This is a genomic window from Shewanella sp. Actino-trap-3 (assembly GCF_002836275.1).
In the GTDB taxonomy this organism is placed as follows: Bacteria; Pseudomonadota; Gammaproteobacteria; order Enterobacterales; family Shewanellaceae; genus Shewanella; species Shewanella psychromarinicola.
This window is the reverse complement of record NZ_PJCE01000001.1, coordinates 242,324-264,260: the sequence shown is the minus strand read 5'-3', so window position 1 is coordinate 264,260 and position 21,937 is coordinate 242,324. Positions and strand designations below refer to the sequence as shown.

19 protein-coding genes are annotated in these 21,937 nt (G+C 40.9%); 7 read left to right on the top strand and 12 right to left on the bottom strand.

Annotated elements, in window-relative coordinates:
- Window positions 1-210: 210 nt before the first annotated feature.
- Window positions 211-1,119 carry a class I SAM-dependent methyltransferase gene (locus tag CXF80_RS01185; protein WP_101030357.1) on the bottom strand — a complete coding sequence of 303 codons (909 nt, stop codon included), beginning with the start codon at window positions 1,117-1,119 and terminating at the stop codon, window positions 211-213.
- 38 nt (window positions 1,120-1,157) lie between these two features.
- Window positions 1,158-2,348 (bottom strand): AI-2E family transporter, encoded by a 1,191-nt coding sequence (locus CXF80_RS01180; RefSeq protein ID WP_101030356.1) that lies wholly within the window; start codon window positions 2,346-2,348, stop codon window positions 1,158-1,160.
- 157 nt (window positions 2,349-2,505) lie between these two features.
- On the opposite strand from CXF80_RS01180, the gene folX reads away from it, so the two are divergent.
- Both folX and CXF80_RS01170 read left to right on the top strand, forming a co-directional pair.
- Window positions 2,506-2,874 (top strand): dihydroneopterin triphosphate 2'-epimerase, encoded by a 369-nt coding sequence (folX, locus tag CXF80_RS01175; protein ID WP_101030355.1) that lies wholly within the window; start codon window positions 2,506-2,508, stop codon window positions 2,872-2,874.
- 81 nt (window positions 2,875-2,955) lie between these two features.
- Complete coding sequence (locus CXF80_RS01170) at window positions 2,956-3,846, top strand: TIGR01777 family oxidoreductase (protein WP_101030354.1); 891 nt, start codon at window positions 2,956-2,958, stop codon at window positions 3,844-3,846.
- A 15-nt stretch (window positions 3,847-3,861) separates the two neighbouring features.
- Here CXF80_RS01170 and CXF80_RS01165 read toward each other — a convergent pair whose 3' ends face one another.
- A complete protein-coding gene (locus CXF80_RS01165; protein WP_101030353.1) occupies window positions 3,862-4,758 on the bottom strand; it encodes a LysR family transcriptional regulator in 897 nt (298 codons plus the stop codon).
- A 697-nt stretch (window positions 4,759-5,455) separates the two neighbouring features.
- Here CXF80_RS01165 and CXF80_RS01160 point away from each other — a divergent pair.
- Window positions 5,456-5,905, top strand: a complete 450-nt coding sequence (locus CXF80_RS01160; protein ID WP_101030352.1) for a hypothetical protein — start codon at window positions 5,456-5,458, stop codon at window positions 5,903-5,905.
- Between the two features lie 934 nt (window positions 5,906-6,839).
- Here the strand turns inward: CXF80_RS01160 and CXF80_RS01155 are convergent.
- From CXF80_RS01155 to CXF80_RS20355, 3 genes are all read right to left on the bottom strand, one after another.
- Window positions 6,840-7,337 (bottom strand): lactoylglutathione lyase family protein, encoded by a 498-nt coding sequence (locus CXF80_RS01155; protein WP_101030351.1) that lies wholly within the window; start codon window positions 7,335-7,337, stop codon window positions 6,840-6,842.
- A 407-nt stretch (window positions 7,338-7,744) separates the two neighbouring features.
- Window positions 7,745-8,437, bottom strand: coding sequence for a pseudouridine synthase (locus tag CXF80_RS01150; protein ID WP_101030350.1), 693 nt, complete (start codon window positions 8,435-8,437; stop codon window positions 7,745-7,747).
- A gap of 104 nt (window positions 8,438-8,541) precedes the next feature.
- Window positions 8,542-9,405, bottom strand: coding sequence for a DUF4010 domain-containing protein (locus CXF80_RS20355; RefSeq protein ID WP_101030349.1), 864 nt, complete (start codon window positions 9,403-9,405; stop codon window positions 8,542-8,544).
- A 740-nt stretch (window positions 9,406-10,145) separates the two neighbouring features.
- Here CXF80_RS20355 and CXF80_RS01135 point away from each other — a divergent pair.
- Entirely contained in the window at window positions 10,146-10,403 is a 258-nt protein-coding gene (locus CXF80_RS01135) for a TIGR03643 family protein (protein ID WP_101030347.1), read from the top strand.
- A 55-nt stretch (window positions 10,404-10,458) separates the two neighbouring features.
- Here CXF80_RS01135 and CXF80_RS01130 read toward each other — a convergent pair whose 3' ends face one another.
- Both CXF80_RS01130 and CXF80_RS01125 read right to left on the bottom strand, forming a co-directional pair.
- Window positions 10,459-12,942, bottom strand: coding sequence for an ABC transporter permease (locus tag CXF80_RS01130; protein ID WP_101030346.1), 2,484 nt, complete (start codon window positions 12,940-12,942; stop codon window positions 10,459-10,461).
- Window positions 12,942-13,691: an ABC transporter ATP-binding protein gene (locus CXF80_RS01125; protein WP_101030345.1), complete on the bottom strand. Its 750-nt coding sequence runs from the start codon at window positions 13,689-13,691 to the stop codon at window positions 12,942-12,944. Before CXF80_RS01125 ends, CXF80_RS01130 begins: the two co-directional genes overlap by 1 nt.
- 61 nt (window positions 13,692-13,752) lie before the next feature.
- Between CXF80_RS01125 and CXF80_RS01120 the strand changes: the two genes are divergently transcribed.
- A complete protein-coding gene (locus tag CXF80_RS01120) occupies window positions 13,753-14,310 on the top strand; it encodes an arylesterase (RefSeq protein WP_101030344.1) in 558 nt (185 codons plus the stop codon).
- A 201-nt stretch (window positions 14,311-14,511) separates the two neighbouring features.
- On the top strand, window positions 14,512-15,579 hold the full coding sequence (locus tag CXF80_RS01115) for a DUF3083 family protein (protein WP_101030343.1): 1,068 nt from the start codon (window positions 14,512-14,514) through the stop codon (window positions 15,577-15,579).
- Window positions 15,580-15,661: 82 nt separating this feature from the next.
- Here CXF80_RS01115 and sohB read toward each other — a convergent pair whose 3' ends face one another.
- Complete coding sequence (gene sohB, locus CXF80_RS01110; protein ID WP_164839466.1) at window positions 15,662-16,672, bottom strand: protease SohB; 1,011 nt, start codon at window positions 16,670-16,672, stop codon at window positions 15,662-15,664.
- A 121-nt stretch (window positions 16,673-16,793) separates the two neighbouring features.
- Entirely contained in the window at window positions 16,794-19,280 is a 2,487-nt protein-coding gene (locus tag CXF80_RS01105) for a VolA/Pla-1 family phospholipase (protein ID WP_101030341.1), read from the bottom strand.
- Window positions 19,281-19,539: 259 nt separating this feature from the next.
- Between CXF80_RS01105 and CXF80_RS01100 the strand changes: the two genes are divergently transcribed.
- Window positions 19,540-20,277, top strand: coding sequence for a YciK family oxidoreductase (locus tag CXF80_RS01100; RefSeq protein WP_101030340.1), 738 nt, complete (start codon window positions 19,540-19,542; stop codon window positions 20,275-20,277).
- 77 nt (window positions 20,278-20,354) lie between these two features.
- On the opposite strand, the gene CXF80_RS01095 is transcribed toward CXF80_RS01100, so the two are convergent.
- Together CXF80_RS01095 and CXF80_RS01090 are read right to left on the bottom strand one after the other, a co-directional pair.
- Entirely contained in the window at window positions 20,355-20,693 is a 339-nt protein-coding gene (locus tag CXF80_RS01095) for a ComEA family DNA-binding protein (RefSeq protein ID WP_198554715.1), read from the bottom strand.
- A 142-nt stretch (window positions 20,694-20,835) separates the two neighbouring features.
- Window positions 20,836-21,927, bottom strand: a complete 1,092-nt coding sequence (locus tag CXF80_RS01090) for a TIGR01620 family protein (RefSeq protein ID WP_101030339.1) — start codon at window positions 21,925-21,927, stop codon at window positions 20,836-20,838.
- Window positions 21,928-21,937 lie beyond the last annotated feature (10 nt).

Genomic DNA, 21,937 nt, shown 5'->3' with positions numbered 1-21,937 from the left:
ATAATCACAGCTTAAGATTATAAATGCAGCTCTAAACCGAGTTAAAGATAAATATTCAATCTTGGTTCAAAAAAAACACCCTAGCCAACTCCCTTGAAAAACAACGCCCCCAGGACTTTCACTTTGCTCGGATGACGGGGTTTTCTCGCCAAATTAAATAAAAAAACCGATACTCAGTATCGGTTTGATATGTTCGTCAGCATAAATCGATTAATTAAGGCGATAACGCAGTACTTTTAATGATTTTTGCTCATCAATATCGGCAAAAACTTGCGGATTAGCAATTCGCTCAACATAAGTTAATGTTGGCGCAGTGCTAGCCACTTGTTGCATCAAAAAATCACAACCTAGCTCGGGCGCATTTAAACATAACAACACTTCACCTTGTGGAGCGAGTAAATCAGGCAGGCGTTTTAGTAGCCGATCATAATCTTTAGTGGCGACAAAACTGCCGCGTTGATTACTGGGTGGATCGGCCACAATCAAGTCATAAGGGCCAAGCTTGGTTAGCTTACCCCAAGATTTAAAAATATCATGGCCTAAATAACGCGCCCCAGCAGGTAAGTCATTTAATACATGGTTTTGCTTACCAATGCTTAACGCTCCTTTACTCATGTCCATGTTAACCACTTCATCTGCGCCGCCTTGCAAAGCGACTACCGAAAAACCGCAGGTATATGCAAATAAATTTAACACTTTTTTATGTTTAGCATGCTGCTTGACCCAAGCTCGGCCGTTGGCCATATCTAAAAACAAACCGTGGTTTTGTCCGCGCAAAAGATGCACTAAAAAATGCGCGCCATTTTCGCTGACCACGTGCTGTTCAGGTACTTGTCCATACAACAATTCACTCAAGGTTTGGCCACCTTGGCGATATTGGTAGACCAAATTAAGTGGCTCATTTGGGCGTTGTTGTTGCCAAAATTTCACGATTTCAGTCACTAATTCATCGAGTTGCTCGCTTTCGAGCATTTTAAAACTGGTGAGTAATAACACCGGTTTGTACCAATCTAAACACAGATGCTCATCGCCTTCATATAACCCTCCACGACCGTGAAATAAGCGGCAAACATCATCACCTAGGGTCAAACTGGGTAGTACTTGTAAAAAACGCTTCATAGACTCTCTTACTTTATCAGCTTATACAATCGATAGGATCAGGCATCAGTGGTTGATGACTTGGCTTTGGCAGCATTGTCGTTATCGTTATCATTTTCAGCGGCATTGCCAATATCATTGCCAACACCCTTACTTGATTCTGTTTCAGTCGCGGCTAAAGTGTCAACTTCATCATTACTCGCAGATCCACTGAGCGTTTCCTCAACATCATCCGATAATAAAATAGCCAGCCAACTACCCGATTGACTCGACTCAAGACCAATTTTAACAATCATGGTCAATGGCACTGACAACAACATCCCAACAGAGCCAAGCAACCAACCCCAAAAAATTAATGATAAAAAAACCACTAAGGTAGACAGTCCTAGGCCACGTCCCATAAAACGTGGTTCAACCACATTGCCCATCACCATATTGGTACCCACATACAGTAAACCGGTAATACCCGCAGCACCCGGGCCCATTTGGATAAAAGCCAATAACACGGCTGGGATGGCGGCAATAATGGACCCAATATTAGGAATATAGTTAAACAGAAAAGCAATCACCGCCCACAACAACGCATAGTCAACCCCAATGATGCTCAAGCCAATGCCTATCACAATCGCAGTGGCTATACTGACTAAGGTTTTTATCACCATGTATTGATTAACCGAATGTAAAAACTTATCGATTTGCTGGAGTCGCATATCGGGGTCATCTAACGCTAAATGGAATTTTTTAGGTAACGATTGTGCTTCAAATAACATAAACACTATGGTCAGAATGATCAGAAATAAATTAGCCATGACATTGCCGACCCCAGAGAGCATGTTGGTGGTCATGGATAACGCCATACCAGGGTCAAAGTAGTCGAGCACTTTTTGCTTAGATATCTGAATATTAAAGCTTTGCAGTTTTTCAAGCACCCAAGCAAATTGCTCAATTAATTGCTGACGGTACAACGGCATTTGCTGGGAAAATTCATTCACTGAACTGCCAACTAAACTGGCCAGCCACAGTCCCATTAACACAATAAAACCCATTAATAAGATGATCGACAGCCATTTAGGAATATGAAAACGCGACATCAATCGAATGGCAGGATTACAAATCACTGCTAAAAATGCAGATAAGACAAAAGGCACCACGATAGGGCTGGCCGTTTTAATCCCTGCTAAAATAATCACCACGCAGGCCATTACCACAAAACTGCGAACAGCCATGGGGGATTGTTGTATTCCTTTCATAGGGTGAAAAATCCTTATTGTTGCTTATTAAAATGATTCTATATGCTAAGCTAAACCCAGTAACATATTGCAATCTAAGTTAAAAATTATTGTCTATTCATATTCAGCTGATGCCAATATTGGCATTCAACCACTTTCAGGGACTTACTGACATAATATGAAACCAGAAACTGCCATTATACGCATTAAAAACTTACGTTTACGTACTTTTATTGGTATCAAAGAAGAAGAAATTAATAATCAACAGGATGTTATCATCAACGTGGTGATCCATTATTGTGCCGATAAAGCCCGCAACAGTAACAACGTAGCAGATGCATTGAATTATCGCACTATTACTAAAAAAATCATTGCCTTGATTGAGAATAACCGATTTTCTTTATTAGAAAACTTAACGCATCAAACCCTCTCTATTGCCAGTGAACATGATTGGGTTGAATTTGCCAGTGTTGAAATCGATAAACCCCATGCACTGCGCTTTGCAGACTCAGTGTCGATGGAATTATGCTACCAAAAACCGCAGTAGCAGCTATGTTACTCGCAGAATTTGTGATCATTTTTTAAGCTTATCATCGTATATAGCAACATTGAGTAAAGGGGGATTTACATGAGAATACTAATAACAGGCGCAACAGGATTTGTGGGTAAACAATTAGTCAAATCGCTTGGCGAGCACCAGCTGATCATATTGACGCGAAATGTTAGTAACGGAAAAAGTCTTCTTGGCAGCCATCATCAATACTGGCAAACCCTTGCAGACAAACCAGATCTTAACGATATTGATGCAGTAATAAACCTTGCAGGCGAACCTATAGTCAATAAACGTTGGAGCAACAAGCAAAAAAAACTGATCTGCGACAGCCGTTGGGACATCACTTCGGCCTTAACTCAGCTTATCCGTAAAAGCACCAATCCACCGCATACGTTTATTAGCGCCTCAGCCATCGGTTACTATGGCCGACAAGGCAACACACCTATTGATGAAACCAGTGGTTTTAATGCTGAATTTAGCCATGATATATGCCAGGAATGGGAAAACATTGCCCTTCAAGCTCAATCGCAACATACCAGAGTGTGTATTACGCGTATTGGTATTGTACTCGGCAAAAATGGCGGCGCATTGGCAAAAATGTTACCCCCATTCAAGCTTGGTTTAGGCGGCCCAATAGGTAATGGTGAGCAAGGGATGAGTTGGATCCACATCGATGATTTAATTAGATTATTGTGCTACTTACTCAGCAATCCAAACTTAAAAGGCATCTATAATGCAACCGCGCCTCAGCCTGTTAGCAATGCAGAATTTGCTAAAGCATTAGGCAGTGCATTAAATCGTCCCGCCAAAATAACCACGCCACCATTAGCACTAAGGCTGGCAATGGGTGAAATGTCAGAATTACTCACTACAGGTCAATTTGTATTGCCAAAACGCACTTTAGCGGCAGGCTTTGGGTTTCAATACCGCGACATCAACAGTGCATTACAACAAGTGATTAACTAGTTTCTATAGTAATGGCTAAACCCATTGTTTAATTTTATCGATAATAGGACCATAGCGTCGAGCGAGTGGTCGATGTTTTTTATAAATGACGAACAATGGTTCACTCACGACTACATGAGCTGTTTGCTCAGTGGCAAAAGATGCAATTCGAATATGCTCTGGTTGCGCAAAATGATCTACAGCAAATTGTGGTAACACAGCAAATGCTAATCCTTTGGCTACCGGCACCAGAATTTGGTTCAGTTGATTAACGTAACTTCGGATCGGCACCTGCATCGCTAACGCTTGTTTATCGGAAAAATACTGCTGGGTTATTTGCGACCAATAATGCATGCCGTCGGGGTGGCTGACCATGCCAAGGGCCATTAACTGTTCAAAGGTGACCGATTGATATGAGCACGACTCAGGTAATACCAAACACAATGCTTGTGTGGCTAATGGGGTGACGACCAAATCGTCCATATTAATCGACTGAGTGATAATGCCGACATCAATGGTATTGGCCATTACACTATCGATGATGCGGTGATTGGGCGCCGCTTCCAGTGAGATTTGTAATTGCTTATGCGGTAACTGGTAGTCAATTAGATGTGGATATAACAATAACGCCATCGATCCAGAACAAGCTAAACGACACTCACCAATGTATTCATCATCCACCGCTAATTGTGACAGAACTTGCCGTTGTTGTTGCTGCCAAACCAATGCTCGTTGATATAAAATAATCCCCGCCTCGGTTAGCTCAAAGCTTTTCCCTATTCGGATAAGCAAATCAACACCCACCTGCTGTTCAAGCTTTTTAATGTGCTGACTGACACCGGGTTGAGTCATAAAAAGCTGCTCGGCGGTGTGAGTGAAATGCCCTACTTCCACGAGTTTAATGAAGGTGGTTAACCATTGTTGATTTAACATATCGGGCCTCTATTTTACACCAAATACTTGATTACTATCGACAATGAATATCCTTTGTGTAAATGCTAACGTCACTGCTGATAATGAACATTGATAATAAAATGATAATAACAAAAAATTATCAATTTAAGTATTTTTAATAACTTATAACTAGCACACCATCTCATATAGTAACGCTATTAACTCGGGCGGTATAACGGACAACACGACTGCATTGTTAAGAAATTAAGAGGTTAAGAGGTTAAGGTGAGTGATACATATCCAAGTCGTTTTTCACATATTGGCATTTTAGTTACGGATATAGACGCTGAAGTTACATTTTTATACTGAAGTATAAAACCTGTATCACCTCGTTGAAAAATCAATATTTAATTGATTTAAAGTGAATAGTCTAACGAATGACAAAATAAGGCATTCCCTCCGTCCATGGAGGTCAGATGCAGGAGGTTGAACAACGCAGGACCCGTTGCCGAACAACATTATGACTTTAAGTCTTCATCTTGATTAAAACAACTTGAATTCCCGCTGCATGACCCGCTAGTTAATACGATTAGTTTTTGCAATCCTCACCAACGCTTATAAAAGTCATTTTTTAAAATGTCAAACTTTAGAGTGACTTGACTGAGCCTAATTCCTTACTATTATTAAAAAGTTCAAAAAACAAACGATTTAATTAATTATAAAAAAGGAAAATAAAATGAAAAGAATATTAATTACATTAGCTTGCGTTGTGTTTAGTTCTACATTATTTGCCAAAGATAGATTAGAAATTTACGAAGATTACGATCTAGGTACCGAAATTATGGTAATCACTACCGTTAAAGTGGACCCTAATATGTCTGATGTATATTTGGCCGGTCTGAGTGGAAGTTGGGTTAAAGCGGTTAAAATTGAAAAAGAGCTAGGCTTTATCAAAGACTGGAAAATCTATGCTAGTGACTTGCCCGTGAGTGGTGATTTTAATATGTTATTAGTAGTGACTATGGCTAATGGCGCAGACATAGAGCCTAACAAAAAGAAGTATGAAGCGTTCATGAAGAAGTGGAGTGAGGCGGATCAAAAAATGTCTAACGAAATTTCAGCAAAATACCCTGAAGTGAGGACGTTAACGGGTGAATATCGCATGCGTGAGATCATGATGAAATAATTAATAAAGCGCTTTTTTGCGGAGAAGCTAAAGGGCGCTGAATTAAAAATCAAGGCCAATGGCAACTAACGCCGCTGAATTTAAATGGCCAACGTTAAGAGCTTTATCTGATCCAGCGCTTTGACTATATTTATATCCCACTGGAACTTTTGGTAGAAGGACTCGAGTATATTTGCTGTAAATTCAATTTTTATGTTGCGATTTCAATCCCTATAATGTTTTGCGAGTTCGATACGAGTGATATTTAAATTAGGTTTTAATGCGATTGCCTGTTTTAAACTTGCCGCCGTGTCAACATATCTGCCCGATAGTAACAAAGTTCTTCCAAGGTTATGGTATGGGATATTTAGAATGGATAGCTAAAGCATGTTGATAACACTTGATTGCTATCGACAATGAATACCCTTTGTGTCAGTGCTAACGTCACTGTTAATAAAAATGATGAGAAAAATTTATTATTTTACGTATCTTTAATCATTCATGGCCACCACATAATCTTATGCACTCACGTTATCAACTCGTGCGGCATAACAGGCAACACAGCGGTATTAAGCGGTTAAATTGAATAAAAATATCTAAGTAGTTTTTCACATATTGGTATTTCAGTTACGGATGTAGACGCTGAAGCTTAATTTTATATTGAAGTATAAAAACGGTTTATAACCTCATTAAAAATAAATGGTTGACGCATTTAAAGCCAATAGCCTAACGGATTACAAATTTTAGGTTAAGTTTACTCACTGATTAATATCGAAGGTTATTGGCATTGGCACCCATTAAGGTTATGACTAAGCAGACCTATATTAAAATAAAAAGACCACCTAAAATGGCGGTCTTTTTCATTATATAATCTGTAATAAATTATATGCTCGCTCACACAAAGTTATGCATGAACCTTAAATCCCCTCACATTCCTATAGTGAATAAATACGCTTTATTTATAAGCACCATCTGCATAAGTCAACTCATAACTGTGGCTGTAAATTTCCAAAATATTACCAAAAGGGTCTTCCATGTAAATCATACGATATGGTTTTTCACCTGGATAATAGTAACGAGGAGCCTTCATACGCTTTTTACCACCCGCAGCAACAATCTTCTCTGCTAGTCCTTCTACATCGGGGTCTTGTACGCAGAAATGGAAGATACCCGTTTTCCAATATTCGAAGTTGTTTTCTGGGTTCTGTTGGTTTTTAAATTCAAAAAGTTCAAAACCAATACGGTCACCCGTTGATAGATGAGCAATACGGAAGTGCTCCCAACCGGCACCAAATACGTCAGTACACATTTCACCGATTGCCGATCCATCTTCAACAATCTCCGTAGGCTCCATAATGATGTACCATCCTAGCGTTTCTGTATAAAACTTAACGGCGGCTTCTAAGTCTGGTACTGATATACCAATGTGGCTAAATGTACGAGGATAAACCATGTTATGACTTCCTTACTATTGGGTGGTTAGTTTCAATAAAGAAAGTATAACTATTATTTTTTGTAGCGATAAATTTTCAATTAGTATTATTTTAATAATTTTATATTATCAAAAACACCTGCGATGATGGGGGGGGGTCAATAAAAAAGCGACTAGTTAAGGTATTCTAATCGAGATCTGTAAATATCTACTGGGATAAATCTATCAACAAACTCATAAAATTATCTATTAATCGTACCTTATTTGATTATAGGCTCTTAGCCTAAGCAGTGGCATATTTAGTCTGTTAAGATTTATTTTTAATAATTTAGCGGGTAAATCTGGAATGGTTTACACCCGAATTCAGGTTATGCAATCGCTTGGTGGGGATACAGATTATCTGACAGAGGCGTAATATGACTGCAGAGTCATTTATCACCAAATGAGCGAATTTCCACATCGGTTAAATAACGCCACTCCCCTGCTGCTACATCGGCACTCACAGCACCAATACTTTCACGATGAAGAGACAACACTTTATTACCAATAGCAGCAAACATACGCTTTACTTGATGAAACTTGCCTTCCGTTAAAGTCAGCAATACTTCTTGAGGTGTGATAATGAGCAAATGCGCCGGTAATGTCAGCTCTTGTTCCCCTTGCAAAGCAATGCCTTGTAAAAAAGACTCACAAGCATCTGCGGCTATCGGCTTAGCTAATTTAACCCGGTAAACTTTATGGCATTGTCCAGACGGAGATGTGATAGCAAATGTCCAACGACCATCATCGGTAATAAGCACTAATCCGGTTGTGTCGGCATCTAATCGTCCGGCAATGTGCAACTCAGATGGGCGTTCGACGTCAATTAACGAAAATAACGACGGATAGACACCATCGACATTCGAACAAAGAGTATTGGCTGGTTTATTGATTAACATATAACGAGAAGCTCGAGCTGCAAGCTTTTGACCGTTTAAGCTAACTTCATTATTTTCATGAACCTGAACAGCTTCATTCCTAACAACCACACCATTAACCAACACCTCACCACTATGAATTAGTTGGATCGCGTCATACCTTAATAACTCAGTACTTTTACAAATAAATCGATCAAGACGCATAAATAACCTTAACGTGGGATAATCATTTTTTATCAGCTACTTGAGGGGAATATGCCACAGACGTCAAGTGCTGTTTGTATTATTAGGGGGTAATAGCAAACACATTACTCAAGTAAAAAAGCGTCAATAAATGTAGCACCGACACTTAACGCAAACCCCATAAACATCATTGCAATAAAAAACCCTTTGTGAGAAAAATTGCTTCCTTTAAATACCAAGTACGATTTACTGATGGTGTTACCGAGTAAAATTAACAACAATAAATTCATTAAATCAATATCCTGTGGATTCATAGACCATTCGGTCATCACAGATACAAGAATGGCATGAGCTTCAAAAAATGACACAAGCAAAGTACTGATCCCTCGCGAGAGACCAAGTTCACTGCCTATAAAATGCATGGCGTAAACAAGTCCGAGGATAAAAATAGATAGCTTAGCAACATTTTTCCAATTTATCGGATGATCAATTAATAGCTCAATATCAACTGTAGGTTGTCCTGATTGCTTGCTTAAAAAAAGTAAATTGGATTGAATCTGCACATATATAATCGCCGTAATAAAAAACAATAATTGCGTGACAAAGGGGATATAAAAAGTAAAAGGTAATTGATCTGCCAAAAAAAAGATAATAAATAGGCATTCCAGTAACATAGAACATAAGGCAAACAACAATGTCAGTAGCAAGTCACGTTCACTTGTTGTTGCAAATTTTTTATCATTCAATATTTGTAAAAAAACTGCCGTGCTGGAAATAAATCCCCCCAGAAAGCCCTGTAACTGGAAGCGACTTCGCTTTGCTAGTAAGTGAAAACTAAAAAAGCTGAATAACTCTAGACAGGCAACTAAAGGAACAATTTTTAATAGAGGAACGTAGGCCGCCACCACAAACAAAGCCGCCAACATGGTCATGTCAAACCATATATGTTTGTCTTTAAAATGATATGAGAGTGGTGTTTTATGCTCCATCGACAATATTTGCCCCTAAAACTAAGTATCATGGTGGACTAAGTCATAAATAATTCAGCTCTTTACACTGTTTTATCACGAGATTAACCACTACACTCCCTGTGATCGGCACCGAGATCTAATCAATATAACGTAATTATACATCAAGCCAACTTAAAAACGATTAAGTGGTTAAACAAGTGCTTGCCTGATTAATAATCCGAAGCTAATGTGACCCGTTATACTTTACAACACCGCTTGGAGGGTGAGGTAATATTGAGGTCCAACGAGCGTCATCGGTAATAAGTACTAAGCCGGTAGTATCTGCATCTAACCGCCCAGCAATATGTCATTGTGATAATTGCTCAATATCCACTAAAGAAAAAAATGTCGAATATACGCCATCGACATTAGAACAAAGGGCATTAGCAGACTTATTGACCATTAATATCGAAAAGGCCGGCAGGTCAGCTTATTGCCATCCAATTTAATATGATTATTTTCATGAACTTGAGTTACCTCATCTAATACCACAGGCTCATTAAAGCAGACCTTTGCTTGATGAATACAGCACACGCCTTGTTGCAAAGATAATTCAGCACTTTTACACCCAAATCGGTCAAGGCGCATCAACCTTTCCACAGTGAATAAAAAAATTTGCTTAAGGCTAATTTTCTGTCGCACATTTACCTTAACGCACTAATCTAAACTGAATCGACTAACGTATTAGTCTGCAAACCCAATCAAAACTTTGAAAAGCAATGCTACCACCTCAAGATACCTCAAGAATTATTGAAATGGCTTGGGAAGACCGTACCCCATTTGAAGCCATTGAACACCTTTACGGCTTAAGCGAGTCCAATGTGATCAAACTGATGCGCCTAGCGCTTAAACCTAATAGTTTTAAGTTATGGCGATCACGTGTCAGTGGCCGTAAAACCAAACACCTTAAATTACGTCCTCTAGGCATTGATAGAGGTTATTGTCCTACACAATACAAACCAAGACAAAAAAAGTAACCCGACTAACGAAGAAAAAAGGAGATGAATCATCATCTCCTTTTTTGGGGTCAACCTAACCGGCTTTGAGCATGTCACTACAGGACATATTGAGTAACTGCCTACAGCGCCAAATACCTAATATCGACACAATTGCCGCCCCCGCAACAGGGGCTAATACCCACCATGGCCAATGCATATAAACCACCAGATCAAACACTTGGGTTTTTAACATAAACAAGGCAAACTCGGCCACAATCACCGCCAACAAGCCAGCAATAGCACCGAGTATGGCAAACTCAAATCCCGTTGAAGCGCGTAGCAGCCAACCGGAGGCGCCAAAAGTACGCAACACGGCGAGCTCTCGCTGCCGAGTGGCCATTCCCGCCTCCGTTTGCGCTACCAACACTAAAGCACTGGCCAGTAACACTAATACCAACACCAAAGACAACGACAATGACACTTGCTCAATGATTTGTCGTAACTGCCGAACAATCGCCCCAACATCGATAATCGATACCGTGGGGAATTGTTGAATTAACTGCAATACCACTTGATTTGCGCTAAGCAGGCTTCCATCGGCCGCCAATTGCGCATCATTTAGATGAAAGCTTGCCATAGAAGTATAAGCAAACGGCGCGAGTGCTTCAGGGGTAAAAATCATGAAGAAATTGGGTTGTAAGGTTTCCCAATGCACTTGCCTGATACTGGCAACCTTAACCGAAAATGATTGATTATCGATGAGGTAAGTTAGTGTATCCCCCATTACAATGCCGAGTCGATCTGCCACACCAGACTCGACCGACACATCATCGCCAGCGCGGTTAAATGCGCCTTCGAGTAAGGTATTATTCGGCGGTAAGGTTTCACGATAGGTTAAATTAAGTTCGCGTGAAATCCCCACACGCCCTTCAACACCGTTCTCTGCCTGCTTACCTGAAATCAATTCCTCGTCGTTAATGTGAGTCAGTCGCCCACGAACCACAGGATAAATATCGGTTGCTTTAATATGATTGAGGGTTAAAAAGTCATCAAGTGGCTTAGCATCTTCTGGCGCAATATTGACTAAAAAGTAATTGGGGGCATTTTCAGGTAACTGTTTCTGCCATTCATTGAGTAAATCTTGGCGCAACGCTAATATGGTTAATAGCAATACCAGTGCACTGCTAAAACCAACCAACTGTACTGCGTTTTGCCGCGCACGACGGCGAAGTCCGGCTAAAGCCAATTGAAAAGGATTAGTGGTTTTCATGCCAATGCCATGACCAAAGCGGATCATCACAAACCCCAGCACACTCAATAAGACTCCCAACAACATCACCGCGAGTACCACCGTCATGGTCAACGCTAAACTTCTTGAATATAAATAACCCAACAAGGCCATCGCAGCCAAGCTTAATAACAGATGCAACCACATGCCTAGCTGCAAGCCTTCTAATTGACGTTGCAATACCCTTAAAGGCGGAATGGCCAATAAACGCATTAATGGATATGCCGAAAACATAAATGCGCTGATCAATCCCGTGCTAACCCCTAATAATATGGGGCGGAAATACGGGGGTGAGTAAGCGGCGATTTCGGCCGGTAAAAAAGCGGTGATCCCAAGGTCGAGCAATACCCCGCCCAGCAAACCAAGGACAATACCCAATAGTGTTACTAACGACAAATGCAGTCCAAATAATACTCGAATTTGCTGACCCGAAGCACCAAAGGTTTTTAGCATGGCCACTACGTCATAATGACGCTGACAATAACGCTGGGCGGCAATGCCAATCGCGGCACACGCTAAAGCAATGCCGAGTAGACTGGCGAGCAACAGAAAGCGCTCAGCACGCTGCACTGCTGAGGCAATAGGAGAATCTCCCGATTGCACATCCACCCAGCGCTGGCTGTTATTCAGTAGAGGTTTGGCTTGCTGTTCAAACGCCACTAGTTGTTCAGCATTACCGGTAAATTGGTATAAATAAGTCACCCTGCTGCCCGGTTGGATAATGCCTGTTGCCGCCACATCATCTAAACGGATAAGTAACACCGGCGAGGAGGCAAACGGATTAAAGCCAGCATCAGGTAAACGGCTAATCTCTTCTGTAAGCGATAACTCACTATTGCCCAATTCAATGGTTTGTGGGAAGCCAAGCAAACCACCTAAACGGTTTTCATACCACGCTTGACCCGTTTGTGGCAGTGCTCTAGTGATACCGTTACTCAGCTCTATATCGCCTTTTAACGGATAACCATCACCTACCGCTTTTACCGTGACTAACTGAAACTTATCGCCCGAATACACCATCGAGTTAAATTGCATGTTCGTGACGTGAGCCAGCCCTATTTTATCTGCCAGTGTCAGCAATTGTGGGTCAAGTTCAACCGGCGAATCAATAATACGATCGGCGGCAATAAAGTTAGCGGCTTCGCCATTAATGGCCACTTGTAAACGCTCACTCACCCGCGCAAGGCCCGTTACTGATAACACCGCTAACGTAATGGCCAATACAATAAGCATTAATTGCCCTTGAGCCAGTTCTCGTTTAAACAATCGCCACGCAATTTGCCATTCCATTAATTAACCTCCGCTAAAGGCTGTGAATGCTTATGTTCGGTCACACTGGTATCTAAATAGGGTTCTGACAAATGACCATTTTCCATTACTAATTGCCGAGCACAACGTTTGGCCAAATGTAAATCATGGGTCACCAGCACAAGCGTAGTATCACTCTCTTGATTGAGGGCAAATAACATATCAGCGATTTTATCACCGTTAACACTGTCTAAATTACCTGTCGGTTCATCTGCAAACAGGACTTTGGGTTCACAAATAAACGCCCGTGCGATGGCGACACGTTGCTGCTCCCCACCGGACAATTGTTTGGGTAAATGATTTAATCGATGAGATAAACCGACTCGGTCGAGCATCGATTGGGCTTTTTGGTTGGCATCTTTCACCCCAGCAAGCTCAGCAGGTAACATCACGTTTTCTAGGGCCGTTAACGTATCGACCAACATAAATGACTGAAAGATAAAACTGACTTTTTGTTTACGTAGCGCAGCTTTTTGCTCTTCATTTAAGCCTGATAATGCTACGCCATCTAATACAATTTCACCTGAGGTAGGCGTATCTAACGCCGCAAGTAATCCCAATAGTGTCGACTTACCTGAACCTGATGGTCCCAAAATGGCTATACTGTCTCCTTGCTTGACTTCTATATTAATGCCGTTGAGGATAGTCAACTCTCCCTCTTGGGTCACGACAGTTTTATTGAGGTTAGTTACAGTAATGGCACTGATATTTCGATCGATATTATTAGACATACAATCCTTCTTATATTCGTCACTTAAACGCGTACTTACTAGCGTGCTTTTAGTGATAATGATGTGCGCACCAACCTATGCTGCCACGATTCTGATATTAGGTGATAGTTTAAGTGCAGGCTATGGTATGGCAGAAAACCAAGGCTGGGTACAATTACTCCGTGATGAACTGCCAAACGCCCACATTATTAACGGTTCGGTGAGTGGTGAAACCACCGCGGGTGGATTACGTAGACTCCCGAGTTTACTGGGGTCAAGCCAACCCGATCTAATTATAATTGCGTTAGGAGGCAATGATGGCCTGCGTGGTTTTCCACCCGATAAATTGAAATCAAATCTTACAAAAATCATTAACCTATCCCAGCAACATGGCGCCAAAGTCTTACTGACTGAAATCATGGTGCCACCCAATTACGGTCCCCGATATACCAACTCTTTTACTCAGGCTTACCATCAATTAGCCGAAGAATACGCGATTAAGCTGATACCGTTTTTTATGCAAGATATCGCCATCGATAAAACATTAATGCAACGCGACGGCATTCATCCTAATGAACAGGCTCAACCGATGATTACGCAGTGGATGTTACCTTGGATCACTCAGGCACTAGTAGAGTAAATCGCTCAGTTTGTTTGACTTTAGCTCAAAATGTTAAAAATTTTTTAATAAAGTGATCGAAAGTCATTTTAATTTAAGCTCCAATGTTTAAAATGAGTACAGCTAGCACATTAGATAACCATGAATAATTAACAGTGCATAAATAACAATAAATAAATAACGATAAACTTTAGACAACAACTAAGGCAATAAGGAAATAATATGTCCGTCAGTCGTCAAAAAAAAGTATACTTGCCAACCGCAACACGTAAGAATCAATACATTACCATTGGTTTCCCGTTAACCGATGAATATCTTAACGCATACAGTGATTTAGAAAATTGTTACGATGAATTCAGTAAATTAGTTTATCAATTAGCTGAAAAACAAGAATTGTACAACGTCCACGTTGTCACCACCGACAAATTACCTATGGTACGCTTCCACAACGAAGCCTATTGCTTAAACTCAGAAGAGCAATTACGTTTTTTCTATAATCCAGCCCATCATGAAGCAAACAGTTTGCACAGCGTTGCAGGTTTTCGAGCCAGAAAGCTCAGAATTGTATTTTTAGCCACAGGTAAAGATCTTCGTAGCCATTCAGCTGAATTCCATTCTCATGTGCAAAAATTTATTGCTGAGTTAAAACCGTTATTACCCGTCAAAGATGTACCGATTAAAGTGCGTGACCACCAGCATCTTTCATATGACTTTTTTGCAAAATCCAAGGGGCTCAAAGAAACATACGGCTATAAATTACGCGCAGTAGACAGCCGCTATCATCGTCGTCACTGCGAGCTACCAGACGATGTGAGCACGCTTAATTATGTCACCATTAACATTCCGGTTGAGCGTCGTATCAAAAAGCAATTACTTGCAAATGATACAACTGATTTTTCAAGTCTGTATAAAAATTTATGCGATAAGTTTTTCAAAGCGACAAGCAGTAAGCAGTTAAATCGTGTTGCTGTTGTTGCTAACGGTAAGTTACCACTTGTACGTAATAGTAAGTATGAGCAATTAACCAGCACCAACGAGTTTCAGATGATCGGGTTTGACCCTCACACTGAATCACCTGAACCTATTTGCCACTGGGATGCCAATAAGCTTGTAGATGCTTTCCGGTTTGTCATTGTAGCGGGTAAAAGTGATGAAACAGACGAAGGTTATGGCCGCTTCATGAACCAAGTAGAAGACGCTTTACGTCTCTTTACTAATGAGCTAGACATCGATAAAGAACATGCAGATGTTATTTTACGTTTTCATCAACACATCAGTTACAAAGCCTAATCATATTGAGGTTTTTCTAGCATAAAAAAACGACAGCATGAGCTGTCGTTTTTTGATCTATCCAATCACTCACAATGTAATGCTACACCGACTGGTTACGCTCAGCTAAACGATTCATCACGGTATTTACTGATAATGATGCACCATGGGCAATTTTATCAGCCAGCTTTTTCTTCATTTGATACTTTATTTTGATCACTTGATGGGTCTTAACTAAAGTTAAAATCACATCATCACTGGTAGATACTTCATCAATTAACCCTAAATCAATGGCTTGTTGTCCATACCAATGTTCGCCTGTTGCCACTTTGGCAATGTCCATATTGGGACGGTAACGGCCAACAAACTCTTTAAATAATACATGAGTTTCTTCGAGTTCTTGTTGGAACTTAGCTCTGCCTTCATCGGTATTCTCACCAAAAATGGTTAAAGTACGCTTAAAGTCACCGGCAGTGTGCTGCTCATAGTCAATATCATGCTTTTTAAGCAAGCGATTAAAGTTAGGAACCTGTGCCACTACGCCAATAGAACCGACAATCGCAAAAGGAGCGGCATACACCTTGTTTGCCACACACGCCATCATGTAACCCCCACTCGCCGCCACTTTATCCACGCAGATAGACAACAAAATATTAGCTTGACGCAAGCGATCTAATTGGCTTGAAGCTAGACCATATCCATGAACCATACCGCCACCACTTTCAACATTCACCAACACTTGGTCATCTTTATCAGCAATGGTTAGAATAGCGGTGACTTCTTCACGTAATGACGCGACTTCATTGGCATCAATACTGCCTTTAAAATCAATAACGAACACTTTGCCTTTGGTTAAAGCTTGTTTTTCAGCGGCTTTTTCGTCTGCTTTCACTTGCTTTTCATAGGCTTTAAATTGCTTTTTAGGCAGTAACTCTTCTTTTAACTGGTGCTTAAGTTGCAGCAGCTCATCTGAAATATCAGTCAGTCTTAACTCACCTTTATCAGATTTGTTTTTCATGCTGCTAGCCAGTACAAATATTACTACCGCTAAAATAGCGACAACAATTGTTACCGCTTTTGCTAAAAACAGGCCGTATTCATATAAAAATTCCAAATTTCGCTCCATACAGGGATGACAATCTGCAGTATTTTAACAGCAATAACCAATAAGTAGACAATAAAAAACCCAGCTAATTGCTGGGTTTTTTAAGATATTACATACTAATTAGTAAGCATTAGTTACAACTTTGGATCACATCACTATTATTCACAACAATCGTTGCTTGTCCTAAACCAGCTGTTTTTGCAAAACCGGCTACTTGAGACTGCATTTCAACAGTAGCTTGCATTGCCATACCATCTGTTGCAGGTGTCTCACCAGGACTCACAATCGAACTGTGATGACCTTTAGAAAAACGTACCGCACCAGAACCAGGCGTTGTTGTATCAACACAATCTAGGCTTAACGAAGCTATTAATGGTTCAGTACCCGACAATGGGAAACCTTCAACACTATTAGGTAAGGTTTGGTCTGGTAAATTACCAGCACCATCACCGACAATCTCGATCAGGTGCACAGGTAAACCGGTAGACGCTAATTTCTCACCATGGTTAATCGGGTCTGCTGAATCAATAGCAGTTTGCACGGCAAACGCAAAGGTAGGAATAAAGCCAGCATAAACCGCCTGCACTAATGCTGCATATTCTGGGGTACCAGGCTCATAACCTGCTGTATTAGCCGCCGTCACAAGATCCATGAAAGTGCTAGAGGCAGTAATGTTACTAAACAACACTGGCCCAAACGCCGCAGATCCAGCAAAAGCACCCGCTAAACCACCCGATGGCGCCACTAACGATGCTGCATTAATTGCATAAGCGTTAGGTAAAGCATCACCCGTCATAGGATTAACTAATCCGGTACTCGCATAGGTTGAGAATGTGGTACCCACAATGCCACCTAAACTCAAACCTTGAGCACTGATTTTAGATACATCAAATACTTGAGGTTGATTTGCCGCAGCGAGTTGTTGCGCCATTCCAGTCAATAATAATCTTAAACCTAAATGGTCTAAGGTTGCTTGACGGAAGTTATCACGCACTGTCAGTGTGCTTGAAATATTGACAAACACTAATGGGTTACCACTGGTAAACGCATCAGGTGTACCCACTACCGGACCAAATGAAGGATCTGTAGCAGATATTTCATAAATGCCGTCTTTGTCTAAATCAAATGAGCGAGCACCGTGTAATGGCATATCTATCGCGATAGTGGCAACACCAGCAGCAGCGTAAGTGCCGGCATAAGCAAGCGCCATTTCTTTACCGCCGCCTAAACCATGCAGCGCAATCGTTGTTGGCCAACCACTGGTTGGTGGTACAAACGTGCCCCCTTGAGCAGCAGTAAATGCGGCAAGCTTAGCCGCATTGGGTAAGGTAATTTGAACTGAAACAGTTTCATAACCTTGGATAGCCGGAATAGGATTAAACTTAGTTAAATGTTTAGTGGTGTCAGCAGCAGTACCATCGTCAAGTTTCCACTGTTTACCTGCAAGCAGTGCTGGGTTGCTTAACGCGGCTTGAGGGTCTACACCGTTGTCAGATGCTTGGGCAAAATAATTAGCTTGGCTTAATGTACCGGCCTGTAGTGCTAATAATACTGATACCGGGCTGTCGCCTTGAGCAAACCAGCGACCATTGGGGGCTGTTGGGGCACCATCGATGATTGGAATAGTACAAGTTGCAGATGAACAATCACCGTAAATAGGCAGTTTAATTTTTGCAGTGTAAAGATCGGCCATGTCAGCAACAACATAAGCAGCACCGGCTGCTGGCGTTAACCCTACAGCTTGTGCAACTGTTAATCCTGTTGACGTAGGTAATTGCACAAATGCTGGAGTGTAAGCTGGGTTAGACGCCATCAATAATTTAGTGGTTTCATACACATCAGCTACGGACTGAGTAGTAAATAAGCCTGAAAAACTAATCGATTCAGGGTCAACGCCATGTGTTGCAGCAACGCCTTTCTCATAACTGTTAACGAGATACTGGAGCATTTTTTGTTGTTCTGTTTCAAGCTGCTGAGTTTCAAAATCTAACTTTAACAGACCATATGTTGTAGACGGAGCAATACCACGGCCTAACGAATCTTGAATAAGATCGGTAGTCACATAGATATATGACTGGCCAGCTTTTAATGGTTTAAGCGGTACGATGGCAACTTTATTGCCTGATGCTTTTGATACAAAGTCAACGCCAAATTGAAGCTCTTCACCCACTTTACAGGCAGAAACTGAAGGTGCTGATTGACACTCAGCATCACTTGATAATGCTCCGCCCACCGTCGCTTCGAACATACGCACCGCACCCGGTTGAAACACAGAGGCTGCATCCAACGTTAACGCATTGCCCTGTAAATCATTAGCAAGTTCGACAGTAATTGAAATTGGTGAACTAGTTGACCATCCATCTAATGCACCTAATGCGATTTGAGGATCAGTATAGTTACCGCTGGCTTCGCCAGGGATAGATAATGTGCCATCAGTGGTTCCACTGAAGAGTAAGTCGTTTGGTAATGGTACTTTGCTATTAGCAGGATCAAACTGCATATGTGAAACAGGCACTAACGGCTCAGCATTCGCTACGGCTTCGTTAAAACTGTCACCACCACATGCTGTTAAGCCAAGAGCAGATGTTATTGCAACACCCAAAATGAGTCTTTTCATCTTTTTTCCCCAAATCTTGTTTTAATAATTTTTTTTCCCCAAAAACTAGTCACAATAAGTCCAATCATGCGACCATAAGGACTTATGTTAGTCCTTAACTATTCTCAAGTTAACGTAAAATTATTGAGTTAGCTACAAGTTTGTTACATACGTATGACCTATTGGCATACAATTATTAATCATTTGTTTCAAACGGTCGTTTATTTTTTATCCGGTACTAGATTTGACGGGCGATTGCGCTAAGAGGAAATAATCAATCATGTTGGAATATCAAGCTGCAAAAGATTTACTCAATAACAAAACAATCTTAGTTACGGGCGCTGGAGACGGTATTGGTCGTGCAGCATCAATCGAATTTGCCAAACACGGCGCAACGGTAATTTTGCTCGGTAAGACCGTTAAAAAACTCGAAAACGTATACGATGAAATAGTTAATGCCGGTTATCCAAAACCAGCCATTGTGCCGTTAGATATGAAAGGCGCGACCGAACAGAATTATATTGATATGGCAGACACCATTGCTGAGCAGTTTGGTCATTTAGATGGTTTATTGCATAACGCATCTCAGTTGGGGGCATTAGGCCCATTTGAGCATATTGATTTAACCTCTCTTGAAACCATTTTAAAGGTCAATGTCACGGCTCAAGCCATCATGACCAAGTCATTATTGCCTATAATGCGTAAAGCCGAGCATGCTTCAATTGTGTTTACTTCAAGCGGTGTTGGACGTAAAGGTCGTGCTTATTGGGGACCTTATGCTTTTTCTAAATTTGCCACCGAAGGCATGATGCAAGTATTAGCCGATGAGTGTGATAACACTTCGGTACGAGTTAATAGTATTAATCCTGGCGCAACTCGCACTGAAATGCGGGCAAAGGCTTATCCTGGTGAAGATCCAAAAACCCTAAAAACAGCACAAGAAATTATGCCTAGTTATTTATTTTTGATGGGCAATGGCTCTATCGACACAAATGGCCAAGCATTAAATGCTCAGTAAGTAATGCAGCGTCGAAAAAAAACGGAAGCAATTGCTTCCGTTTTAGTTTTAATTCTAATTTTTAATAACAGTCTCGTTTAGAAACTCATATTCTCGGTATTCTGGCTCACTAGCTTATCGCCAATACCTGTCACCATGGTTAACTGTTGTAAATCGGTGAATTTGCCATTTTTGGTTCGATAATCAACTATCGCTTTTGCTTTCGCTTGACCAATACCTTTGAGGGCTTGTAATTCCTCAACACTGGCATTATTGATATTGACCTTTTGCATATCAGTTGATTTTTTTTCAATCGCTTTTGTCACTTTCTGTGTAGGTTCTGCCATTGTGTTTGCCGTTTCTGCGGCGTAAGAATGACTGCTTAACAAACAGCATAAACCCATAAATATTGCAGTTAATGTCAATGGTGATTTCATGTAGATTCTCCTTTCTTTCCTTAATTTGCCGGTATGCGTCCTTCTCCATTACCAAGCTCGAACGATTCGGAACGCGTAGGGTTTCCGGATCGGAGGCTAACTGTAGTCAATAAACTCACATTGTACAAAAAAAACACATATTTTATTCGTTCTTATCAACAGGCTGAGTTTGTTTCGATTTGTTTTTGGACGTCATTGACGAGGTAAACTGCTTTAATTCACCCAGTAAATGCTGATGAACGTGGGATAATTTAGGCTTATTGTGTTTATTAAATGCAATAGGGCGACACAAACTCATAGCTTGATAACCGAGTCTTGCGGTAAGTAAACCGCCACCGAGCCCCTGTGCAATTCGGGCAGATAACTTGCCGGTCATTTCCACCGATAATAATTGGGTCCCTAAATCGGTAATCACCTCAGTGCTCCCCGCGTAAATAAGATTAACCACAATGCTACGAATAAGCTTTATCCGACTCCAATAACCTAACTCAATCGCATAAATAGCAGCGACTTCATTGATCATTTTTTGATTACGCCACAAAATAATAGCCATATCCAGCGCGGCTAAGGGACTGGCTGCTAATAATAAAGCCGACTCTGCAGCAAAACGATTAACTCGCTTTTTAGCGAGTAGATCACGTTCAGACAACACAATATCTTCAAATAATACAACGATTTCAGCATCATTATGTTCATGACTACAGGCTTGTAGATATTGTTGCTTTGCCTCGTTATTAGGGTATTTGGCTAATATTGGTGCCAGAAATTGTTTAGCTTCACCCATTTGCATGCTTTGCGACAACCGTTCAGCTTTCGCTTGATGGTCACTCACCTTTTTAAGATTAACTAATTTACGCCATTCTTTAAGGGTCAACACCATCGCCCATACACTAACAATGGATAACACTGTTGCATAAAAACCAAATAACCACGGACTTTGCTGAAGAGAGTCAATTAACCCCATCACGGTCTGGACTATGACGAATAACACCAAACCAATAATCGATAATCTTGCCAATAGTGACCAACGCTTGGGTGTTGCAGGTTTAATGCTGTCTTCCATTGAGGCTGGTAATTCTATTAAGGATTTCTCACAAATAAAGTCAATGTCTTCAAACGGTTTAGCGGGCTTAATAGGATCCGCTTTGGAATGCGCCTCTTGAGTCACGATTAAGTCTGACTCCGTAAATATTTGCGATTTCTTTATCGGCGAACTATGTGTAGATTCATTCATAACTAAGGCC